Here is a 9,072-nt window from a genome sequence, read left to right as displayed (position 1 = left end):
CTTACACGTTCTCCAGCTGAGCGCTGAGCGTGCCGCCCGCTTGAGAAGCGCTACCAGCGGCATCAGCAAAGGCGTTCACTGCGCTGCCCAGTGCCCCGGCAATAGAGGTAGACAGCTGCTGCTGAGCAATCTTCGACTTGTCCACGTCCAGATCCACCCCAGCCTTGAGCTGGGCGGCCTTGAGCCGCAGGTCTTCAAAGGCAATCTCGACGTTGTAGTAAGACGACAGCGCGCCATACAGCGATGCCATGGCCTGCGACTTGATCCGTGCCCGCTCGATGTCCTTGTCCGGCAGGGTGATCCACTGCCGATAGAAGTCGCCGAGGGCGCTCATCACGCCCAGTTTGAGCTGGGTGGAGAGCTGCAAGGCGGCTTGCAGCATGCCCTGCTTTATCTCGGCGTCCTTCATCGCCTGGTCACGGTTTACGTCGTGGATCGAGTCGGTGGCCCTCTGCTGCACCTGGCCGATGGCGTCGATCAGCTGCCCAGGCGGCAGGGTGAAGCCGCGCGCCGAGTAGCTGGCCTCCAGCGTCCGCTGCTCGCTGCTGGCCGCGCGGTACGCCCGGTCGCGCGCCTGATGCCAGACCAGCTCAAACACCGTTTTGTCGATGCCGAATGGCTTGGTTCCGGTCAGAATCCCCAACAGGGCATCCTCCGGCATGCTCTGGAAACCGTTGGCGATCTGCGGGAAATACTTGGCAATCCAGGCATCGGCCTGCTCGTTCATATAGAGCAAGGTCGGGCTGGTGCTATCCCCGGTGACGAACAGGTCGGAGAACTGTGGCGGCTTGCCAATGTCCGGCTTCTCCAGAGCAACCGAGAAGTTCGGATTACGCAGCGAGGCGTGTGGCGGCAGCGAGTAGATCCGCGATGCGTTATTGCTGGCCGCAGTCAGCGCTTGCTGAGCGATACCCTGTAGAAACGACGTGGTAGCGTCATAGCTGCTCATGCTTATCTCCCGCGCAGCCGGCGCTGAGCGGCGCCAACCATCAGTTCCAGGGAATCCATTTCGAGGTAGGTGGCATCGCTGAACTCCAGCGACAGGTTCCACTTACGCCCACTCAGCCCTTTGCCCAGCTTCGCCCTGGACATAGGGCCATGCTGGACAATCGGGTACTCATACTCGCCGCCGTCCGTCTCGACCTGCAGGGCGGCGCTGCCGTCCGTGTCCAGGCCGAAGTAGGCGAAGTCCATTCGCTTGATCTGGTTGGTGCCGAAGTCAGAGGCGCCGAAGTCGATCAGCCCCTTCAAGGGCTGGCCTTCGTCATCGCCAGCACCGATCAGGTACACGCCGTCCTCGCGGCAGGCGTACAGGTTCTGCCTGCAGCTGGCGAAGCCGGTAAACGTGAAGTCGAGGTAAAGGGTCGGGGCGCCGGTATCAATGTTTACCGCCAACTGCATCGGCTGGGCCTGCAGCTGCCCCAGCACGCTATCGACCTGCTCACTGTCGAAGAAGCGGCCGCCCAGCGCCAGGCCAGCACTGTAGCCATCAACAGCATCGAACTGGCCACCTACTCGCCCACCCAGCAGCAGCGGCGACGAGATACCATCCCTGACCCACACCACAATGCCAAAGGTGCCACCCAGGGCCAGGCCGCTGCTGATGCCATCCACCGCCAGGTTGGACGGGTGGAACACAGTTCCGATGGCCAGCGGGCTGGTGATCTTGCCGATGTTGTTCGGCAGCCCCTCGTAGGCCAGTCCGGTCAATGCCGGGAGAGCTCCATCGGCCGAGGCGTATGGCCGGTCAGCACCATAGCCAGACAGCGCCGGCAACGTACCCTCGCCGATGGCAATCTCACCGGTCAGGCCATGCGCCGAACCTGTCAGCGGAGGCAGTGAGCCTTGGGCGCTGGCGATGATGAATGTCGGGTATCCGCCGATAGCCTCGCCGGTCAGCGCCGGCAAGATGCCCTCGGCTGCCGCGTAAGGACGGTCTGCGGCGTAGCCAGTCAGCGCCGGCAGCGTACCGAAGGCAACAACCAGCGTGTGACCAGCCGCTTCCCCGGTCAGTGCCGGCAGGCTTCCCTCTGCAAAGCTGTAACCCGCGCTGTCCGATGCAACACCAGTCAGCGCCGGCAGCACGCCACTGGCAGACCCGCCATTGGCATACTCAACCAGGGCCGGGTCGTCTACATAGTCACCGCTGGTATAGAGCGCCACATCGAGCAGCACCGCGCCGCCGCTTGGCAGGTCGCTCTCATAACTCCAGCCGTCAGTCTCGAATGTAACCTGCGAGCCACGTCGAGCAATGCGGTAGACCGTGCTGGACGAGTGAACCAGCACATTGCTGGCCACCACCTCGCCGTACTGCATGAGGTCTACAGCGGTGCCGTGGAAGTAGAAGGCGTGGCTTGGCTCGGAAGGCAGATTGTTGGAATTGCCAATCGCAAAACCGACCACCACCCCGCGCGGCGCGCCGCTGACCTTGAACTCGAAGTGCCCATCGCCTTCCAGCGCCACAATGCTATTGGCCCCAGAGTCCCAGCCGTTGACTGCCAGGTACTGCGTGGTCGCCGGCACGCCCTTTACCGCGGGGGTCGAGGGATAGCAGGTCGTCACATACTCAGTGCGAGCGGGCCGCTGCTCGTAGATCGGGATATACCGTGTTTTTCCGGCGCTATCCGTCACCGCCTCGTAGCGCAGCACCACGGTCATTGCCGGGTAGCTGAACTTCTGCGAGAAACAGTAGCCCGGCACAGCCGGCTTCGCCGGAATGTTCCGCGTATAGCTGGTAAGTGCGAGCTTCTGCAGCCGGTTGGCCATGCGTGATCTGCCTTAGCTCAGGGGCATGGCGATAGAGAAGTTGTCGATCCCCTGCACCGCACCAGAGGTCAGCAGCGTGGACGAGATATTGAGGAACCTGCCCGCAACCCCGACATCACCCTGCAGACGCACCTCGGTGGTAGTGGAGCCGCCAGTATCCGAATCCAACTCAAGACGGCAGAAGGTGGCGGTACCGGTGGCCACGTTGGTGCCCTGCCAGGTTTCGCTGCTGTTTTTCTGGATCACGTTGGCCACCGCATTGGCCTCAAAGCTCAGAGCGGTACCGGCGTCATCCACCGTGATGGTGCTCAGCAACGTGGCGGCGCCGAGGCTTGCATCGGCCGATGCCGGAACGGCACCGCCGTAGAGCTTCAGCTTCATGCCAGTCAGCATGTCCTTGAGGCTGCCAGTGTCGAGAAGTCCCTTGGCCAGGGCGGTGCTAATACTCATGCTCATGGGTCAGATCCTCAGAAGTCAGTGGGAACGAGCGGAATTTCCGCCCAGCAGGTAAAGGTGGTGCCCGCCGGCAAGGTGCGGGGCGAGGGGAAGCGGCCAATGGAAACGAGCACGCCGCCGCCGTCCGCCTTGGTCGAGCTGGAGGTGATGAAGGCGCCATACAGCGTCTTGTCAGCGGTCAGCACGAACTCGGCGAGGTTGTTTTCGTTGCTCAGCAGCGACACGCCGTCATAGGTGCCCTGCCACTGCGGGCGCCCTGCCGCTGAATAGGCCGTGCATTCGCCAATAGCCCCAGGAATATCCGTGGCCTTGGTCGCCAGGGTTGGCGTGTAGTTGCCCTCGTAGATGCCGACGTAGAAGGCGTTGATCGGCGCGACGTTGGCCAGGAACAGGTCGGCGTAGTAGTCCACACCCTCCTGCGGCATCAGGTTGTCGAAGCGGTCTTCGATCACCTGGCCATTCGGCAGCGTGATGCGAAAGCGGTATGTGAAGCCGTTGAGCAGGCTCATGGGTTTACCTCGCCAAGAAAGCGATCCGTGGACGCCAGGCTTGCGCCACTACGCCCGGTCAGGGTGGTGACAACCAACTGATTGCCGTTGAAGTCGAGAGCGCCAGCGGCACCGCGCAGGGCAGTGCCGGGGGCGAACGTGCGAAGGGTCAGAAGCGAAACGCCGTCAGGGCCGGCAACCGCCAGGCCATAACGAGTCATCCAGGCCGCGCGACCATCGCGCAGCAGCAGGCCAGTGCCAGGAATGGCGGGATGCTCAAGCGCCCTGCTCTGCATCACCTCAGCCGTCTCGATGGCGCTCAGGGCATGCACGCGGTCAGCGCTCACGAACAGGGTTTTCTGTGCGCTCAGCAGCAGGCCAATGCGGGAAGGGAACTGGTAGAAGTCGCGGGCGCGGTCAATCAGGTGCGGCCGCATGGGCTTGGTGAGCTGCACATGCTTGCCGATGGCCACCGCCAGGGTGCCGTTATGGGCGCACATCAGGTGCCCAGGCTGCGGCGCACGGCACAGCACCGTTTCGCAGCGTGCCGTGTCATCGACAACAGAACCTATCTCAACCTCACCGCCAGTCAGCCCAGAGCGCTGCAGGTACAGGGTCGCGCCAGATGGGGTGCTCACATAAAGATTGGCGGTGCAGCCGCTCGGCGGCACTGGCACGATCACGCGCAAGCACGATCCCGCATCGGCGGTGATCACTAAGCCGCGATCCGTGCCGCCTTCCCTGCCCCATTGGTCGGTGTAGGTCATCGCCACCTGATACGGCCCAGGCTGCAGGGTTCCGCCAGCGGCGACCACTGTAGTCGGCTGCAGCAGCACATCAGGCACGCCCCAGGGCCGCACGGCCACGCCGTCATACTCCAGCGCCTCGTCGGCGGCGCAGAAGTACAGGCGGCCATTCAGCTCTGCGCCGACCACTGGGCCGGCACCGGTAATGGCTCGCAGCACACGACTGCTATCGGTCAGCGTGTTGTACTCAACCAGGCTAGTGCCGTCGGCAATCAGCAGCTTGTCGCCCAAGGCCAGCACTGCACGCACGGCAGAACCAACGTAGCGACGCTGGTAGCGCGCCCGCGCAGCCAGTCGGCCACCAGGCAAGGGGTCAACATTCACCGCGGCGCGCAGGCTGGCATCAGGCAGCCGGTCGCGCGGCGCGATGTTGTTCGCCCCTGCTCCCCAGTTGTCTCGTCGGATAGGTTCCATGCACAAGCCTCTGCGTAATGAGGCGAGTTTCTGGAATGGCCGCAATGCAGGCGAACCCTACAGGGGGTTACACCGGAAATGAGAAAGCCCGCACATGACGGGCTGTTGTTGCAGCGCGGCAGCGCCTATGCTCAGGCCACCACTCACGCATGGAGGCGTACAACATGGGGCTTACAGTCAAGCGGCTACCCGGAGAGCAGATCCGCATCGAGGTCAGGCCAGGCATCACACCGGCCGAACTATTCGACGCGCTGCAGCAGGGAATCACCCTCACCCTTATCGAGCACCGCAATGGTGGCGCCCGTATCCGCATCGACGCTCCGCAGAGCCTGGCGATATTCCGCCCGCATGGCCGGCTGGAAGATCCAGGCGCAGCACCAGGGCACGACTACAGCCTCTGCTACGAGTAACTGCACTCAGTCAGGTAACAGGCCGACTACCTTTCCTGAACCATCGACCACCAGCAGCGCGTCGCCCTCGCGCAAGGTGTACCCAGGCACGCCGCCCGAACCAGACGGCGTGAGTTCAATGTCAAACTCGTCCACCCCGTAGGCCGACATGGTGTCGACGCGAACGCTGTTGTGCTCGTTGGAGACAGGGACAATCCAATACTGTTGGCCGAGTCGCAACCGGTCGAATTGGTAGCGCCCGGTTGAGGGGTCGCTGGTGGTGACGGCATCCACCGCCATGCGCGGGAAGGCCACGGCCATGAGGCGACACGATGCCGGCACCCCGCCGAGCGTCACCACCCCGCCGATGTAGGTGGGGGTAACGATGTTATCGACCGTCGCTTGGTAGCGACGGTATGCTGAAATGCTACCAGCCATCGTGGGGCACCAAGAATCGGGCGAAGCTGGAGGTTGTGTTGGCATTGTACATATTCAGGATCGAATACGTCACGCCGTCGATAACCATCGTATCGTCGATGGTTAAGCCTTGCGTAGTAGGGTCTAGGCGGAAGTAGGGAACGAACACGGGGGTATACCCGACGCAAGAACCGTCCTCACGAAACGCTGTCCATTTCTCTCCAGGTACTTTAGATACGCTTGGGGCCGCCGGCCCTGCTGTCCCTGGATATGACCCAGTCGAGTAAACCCCAGGCGAAGACTCGTAGCGCTGAACCATGCCAGTATAGAACGTAGCGCTGCGTGCTCCGGTCGTACCGCCAAGGTAGTCTTTTTGCGTAAAGGTTTGCGTGAACACCGTAGCTGCGAGCGCAAAGAACCCAATGGCACCACCGAATGCGTTGTTACCTGCCGTCGCAAAAATTACGTTCTCAACTGTGTTGTCGCCTAGCGGTGAAGCGCGACCGAACATAATAAAGATCGTGCTGGAAGCTGCGGCGGCTGTAGTGGCTGTAAGGCTGGCCGTGTTGTTGGCGTAGAAGATGAAAAACTCGTCCGTAGCAAACAATATCCAAGGGCGGTCTGTGGACGTTGTATAGTTGCCGACCGACAATAACGCAGCCCCATGCCACAAAGCTCCAATGGGCGTGTCTATATCGCTGAAGTCGTCAGCAACTTGGATGGTCGAGTAAGTGGCGTTCGTGCTAGCGTCCACCCGCAGCGCACAATCACCATGGACGTTCTTGAACACCGCTTTTTTGTTTACTGGATCATCGAACGCCAGCGTCCATCCAGCACCTGCTTTTGCGCCGTACCCAGTCACTAAGCATTCTTTGAGCACCGTGTAGGCTTGCTCCGTAGTTAGGTACGGAGCGCCGGCATCGCTAGACTTGTAGATCGTTGGTGTGGCCATCAGACAAGCTCCACGGGAATGCTGTTGGTATGCAGGATTTCAGTCGCGCTGATCGCCACGCCTAGCTCCTGACGCAGCACGCCACTGCTGTTCGGGGCGGTCAGTTGCACGGCGCCGGCAGTGCTGGTCGACAGGTAGCAGGTAACGCCGATCGACAAGCCGCTGAGCGCGTCATTGTTGGCGGCGAGCGGGTAGACCTCTGCGGTAGCTGCTGCCGAGACTGCGGCTTTGACGAATCCATGCGCAGGGTACTTGCCACTGCCGCCAGCCTTGCGCGCTTTGAGGGTGCCGCCATCGTTGAACAGGTTGACATAGTGACCAGCGCTCAGGGCTTCGCTGGCTTCGATGCTTTCCGGCTCGATGCCAGTGCCGCCGGTAGCGCTGATAACTGGGTTGCCGGGATCAGTGCGGTTGATGGTGATGTTGGCGCCTGCGGTGAGCGGGTACTCCGCGCCTACGTCACCGGCGTCCAGAACCACTACCCCTGTCTGGCTATTCACCGAGTCGACTGCACCGCCACCGCCACCCGAGGCGTTGATCACCGGGTTATCCGGATCAGTGCGGTCGATGGTTATGTTGGTGCCGGCAGTGAGTCCGCGTTCGTAGCGAGCATCACCTTCGGTCTGGGTCAGGTACTGCGGGTGCGGATCAGCCAGTGCTTCGTGCGCTACCACTGCGGACGCTGCGGTGCCAGCGGCGTCGGCGCCTACGTCACCGGCGTCGAGAACTACGGTGCCAGTCTGGCTGTTGACCGACTGCACAGGCGCTGCGGCCGAGGCTGCCGCGTTGAAGTCGCTGATAGTGCTGGCCGTCTGTGTGCCAGTGTGGGTCGAGCGGTCGCGTAGCTCTACGTCGGTACTGTTCGCCGTGGCGTTTGTGGCAATACCGTCCAGCTTGGTCTTCATCGCCGAGGCAGCCCACCAGGCGGCAATCGCCTGCCAGACGCGCTGCACCGTCCAACTGCGTAGCGCCGTGCCTGTGCCGGCCTCGGCCTCTGCCTGGCTTACCGCTGCAGCATTGACCTGGGCGCCAGCCTCGATACCACCCAGCTTGGTCTGCTCAGCATCGGTATAGGCGTTGGTATCTGGGTTGGACTCGTACAGGGTCTTAATGTCGGCCGCAGTAAGCGGACTACCGCTGCCGCCAGCAATCCACTGGGCATCGTCCACGTCCCACAGATGGCGCACGGTATCGCTTCCGATGCCCGCATCCACGTCGGCATAGTCACCGGCCACCGCACTGGGGAATGCCAGCTCAAGTGCTGCCAGGCTGGCAAAAAGCCCCTTGAAATGGCTGCCCTCCAAGCCTGCCAGCTTGATCTTTTCGGCTGCGGTGTAGTTCTCCTGGCTTAGCCCATAGCCGGCAACCTTATCGACTTTGAGCGCCAGCGCAGTGTCCAGGGTATCGGGCTGCACAGCACTGGCTGCCAGAGCGCCCTGGGCAGCCGTCGCGGCGCCAATGTCAGCCGGCGTCGAAGGAATCAGGGGGGCGCCGAGCAGATCCGCGTAGGCGCCGGAGAACGCGACTGCCGAGAGGCTTCCGCCATCTTGCGGGGTGTAGCCGAGCGCGGTGGTCACGTCAGCACCGGTCAGCGTGACGTTACCAAGGCGACCGTTGAAGCTGGCGACGCCGCCAGCACCAGCCGGGCCGCGAAGCCCTGCAACGATCACTGCAGGTCTTGGACGCCTCACGGCACCAAGCGTGACCATGCCACCACGCGCACCAGCGGCAAGCAGCCTCATGCAGTCACCTCATCCTCGACAGTCACCTGGCTGATAGCCGTTACCGGATATACCTCGCCGGTTGGGGAGATTGCCTCAACGTCATAGAGGCCACGCTTCCACTCAAGGGCTGCAGCGACAGCGGCGTCCATCTTGAGCACAAAGGCGCCCCCGGCCACGTCTACTTCGATTTCCCCGTCAGGGCTCTCGGCTGGGTCGCTGTGCCAGGTGAACAGCACGTTACCGCCTACCTTGTCCCGCACCTGGGCGCGGCACTGCCAGCCGGTCAGGTCAACGGGCGGCATGGTCAGCAGCAGGCCGGTACCGGCGAGCGACTTCCAGCAGTGCGCCACCACCCCAGGTACTTCGATGGTGTCGGTATCGACCAACTTCGCGTAGTGCGGGTCGGCCGACATCACCTCGAAAGCATCGTCCGACTGAATGGCCGTATTCAGCTCGGCAGGCGCCTTCACGCACGACACCCAGAATGGCCAGCCATCCGGCAGGCCATGCCCTGGAACAGTCAGGCGCAATGGCACCTTGCTCGGCATACCGGTGATCAGCACCTGGCGCGGCTCTTCATCCACATACAGGAAGCAAAACTCGAAGGTCTTGCCGCGGGTGATGACCATATCGATCTGCTCGGACATACGCCCTACTCCC

10 protein-coding genes are annotated in these 9,072 nt (G+C 62.5%); 1 reads left to right on the top strand and 9 read right to left on the bottom strand.

Annotation, left to right across the window (positions count from 1 at the left end):
* Position 1 precedes the first annotated feature (1 nt).
* The 5 genes from ACF8C6_RS09115 to ACF8C6_RS09095 are packed head-to-tail and all read right to left on the bottom strand — an operon-like array spanning position 2 to position 4,930.
* On the bottom strand, positions 2-949 hold the full coding sequence (locus ACF8C6_RS09115) for a hypothetical protein (protein ID WP_392498999.1): 948 nt from the start codon (positions 947-949) through the stop codon (positions 2-4).
* Positions 950-951: 2 nt separating this feature from the next.
* Positions 952-2,766 (bottom strand): hypothetical protein, encoded by a 1,815-nt coding sequence (locus ACF8C6_RS09110; RefSeq protein ID WP_392498998.1) that lies wholly within the window; start codon positions 2,764-2,766, stop codon positions 952-954.
* A 12-nt stretch (positions 2,767-2,778) separates the two neighbouring features.
* Positions 2,779-3,222, bottom strand: a complete 444-nt coding sequence (locus tag ACF8C6_RS09105) for a hypothetical protein (protein ID WP_392498997.1) — start codon at positions 3,220-3,222, stop codon at positions 2,779-2,781.
* 11 nt (positions 3,223-3,233) lie between these two features.
* The gene (locus ACF8C6_RS09100; RefSeq protein ID WP_392498996.1) at positions 3,234-3,731 is read right to left on the bottom strand and encodes a hypothetical protein; all 498 of its coding nucleotides are present in this window, start codon (positions 3,729-3,731) and stop codon (positions 3,234-3,236) included.
* Positions 3,728-4,930, bottom strand: coding sequence for a hypothetical protein (locus ACF8C6_RS09095; protein WP_392498995.1), 1,203 nt, complete (start codon positions 4,928-4,930; stop codon positions 3,728-3,730). The genes ACF8C6_RS09100 and ACF8C6_RS09095 overlap by 4 nt, the downstream gene beginning before the upstream one ends.
* A gap of 164 nt (positions 4,931-5,094) precedes the next feature.
* On the opposite strand from ACF8C6_RS09095, the gene ACF8C6_RS09090 reads away from it, so the two are divergent.
* Positions 5,095-5,340, top strand: a complete 246-nt coding sequence (locus ACF8C6_RS09090; protein ID WP_392498994.1) for a hypothetical protein — start codon at positions 5,095-5,097, stop codon at positions 5,338-5,340.
* Between the two features lie 6 nt (positions 5,341-5,346).
* Here ACF8C6_RS09090 and ACF8C6_RS09085 read toward each other — a convergent pair whose 3' ends face one another.
* From ACF8C6_RS09085 to ACF8C6_RS09070, 4 genes are read right to left on the bottom strand one after another with little or no spacing between them, the layout of a single operon-like run.
* On the bottom strand, positions 5,347-5,757 hold the full coding sequence (locus tag ACF8C6_RS09085; protein ID WP_392498993.1) for a hypothetical protein: 411 nt from the start codon (positions 5,755-5,757) through the stop codon (positions 5,347-5,349).
* Positions 5,747-6,688 (bottom strand): hypothetical protein, encoded by a 942-nt coding sequence (locus tag ACF8C6_RS09080; protein WP_392498992.1) that lies wholly within the window; start codon positions 6,686-6,688, stop codon positions 5,747-5,749. The genes ACF8C6_RS09085 and ACF8C6_RS09080 overlap by 11 nt, the downstream gene beginning before the upstream one ends.
* Positions 6,688-8,430: a hypothetical protein gene (locus ACF8C6_RS09075; protein WP_392498991.1), complete on the bottom strand. Its 1,743-nt coding sequence runs from the start codon at positions 8,428-8,430 to the stop codon at positions 6,688-6,690. Before ACF8C6_RS09075 ends, ACF8C6_RS09080 begins: the two co-directional genes overlap by 1 nt.
* Entirely contained in the window at positions 8,427-9,059 is a 633-nt protein-coding gene (locus ACF8C6_RS09070) for a hypothetical protein (RefSeq protein ID WP_392498990.1), read from the bottom strand. Before ACF8C6_RS09070 ends, ACF8C6_RS09075 begins: the two co-directional genes overlap by 4 nt.
* Between the last annotated feature and the right edge of the window lie 13 nt (positions 9,060-9,072).

Origin of the sequence: Pseudomonas sp. zbq_18, from assembly GCF_043102245.1 — a bacterium.
In the GTDB taxonomy this organism is placed as follows: Bacteria; Pseudomonadota; Gammaproteobacteria; order Pseudomonadales; family Pseudomonadaceae; genus Aquipseudomonas.
This window is presented reverse-complemented; position numbering and strand designations above follow the sequence as displayed.

Excerpts from the sequence above, each read along its gene's own strand:
- ACF8C6_RS09115 (WP_392498999.1), bottom strand. The coding sequence starts at position 949 with ATGAGCAGCTATGACGCTACCACGTCGTTTCTACAGGGTATCGCTCAG.
- ACF8C6_RS09110 (WP_392498998.1), bottom strand. The coding sequence starts at position 2,766 with ATGGCCAACCGGCTGCAGAAGCTCGCACTTACCAGCTATACGCGGAAC.
- ACF8C6_RS09105 (WP_392498997.1), bottom strand. The coding sequence starts at position 3,222 with ATGAGCATGAGTATTAGCACCGCCCTGGCCAAGGGACTTCTCGACACT.
- ACF8C6_RS09100 (WP_392498996.1), bottom strand. The coding sequence starts at position 3,731 with ATGAGCCTGCTCAACGGCTTCACATACCGCTTTCGCATCACGCTGCCG.
- ACF8C6_RS09095 (WP_392498995.1), bottom strand. The coding sequence starts at position 4,930 with ATGGAACCTATCCGACGAGACAACTGGGGAGCAGGGGCGAACAACATC.
- ACF8C6_RS09090 (WP_392498994.1), top strand. The coding sequence starts at position 5,095 with ATGGGGCTTACAGTCAAGCGGCTACCCGGAGAGCAGATCCGCATCGAG.
- ACF8C6_RS09085 (WP_392498993.1), bottom strand. The coding sequence starts at position 5,757 with ATGGCTGGTAGCATTTCAGCATACCGTCGCTACCAAGCGACGGTCGAT.
- ACF8C6_RS09080 (WP_392498992.1), bottom strand. The coding sequence starts at position 6,688 with ATGGCCACACCAACGATCTACAAGTCTAGCGATGCCGGCGCTCCGTAC.
- ACF8C6_RS09075 (WP_392498991.1), bottom strand. The coding sequence starts at position 8,430 with ATGAGGCTGCTTGCCGCTGGTGCGCGTGGTGGCATGGTCACGCTTGGT.
- ACF8C6_RS09070 (WP_392498990.1), bottom strand. The coding sequence starts at position 9,059 with ATGTCCGAGCAGATCGATATGGTCATCACCCGCGGCAAGACCTTCGAG.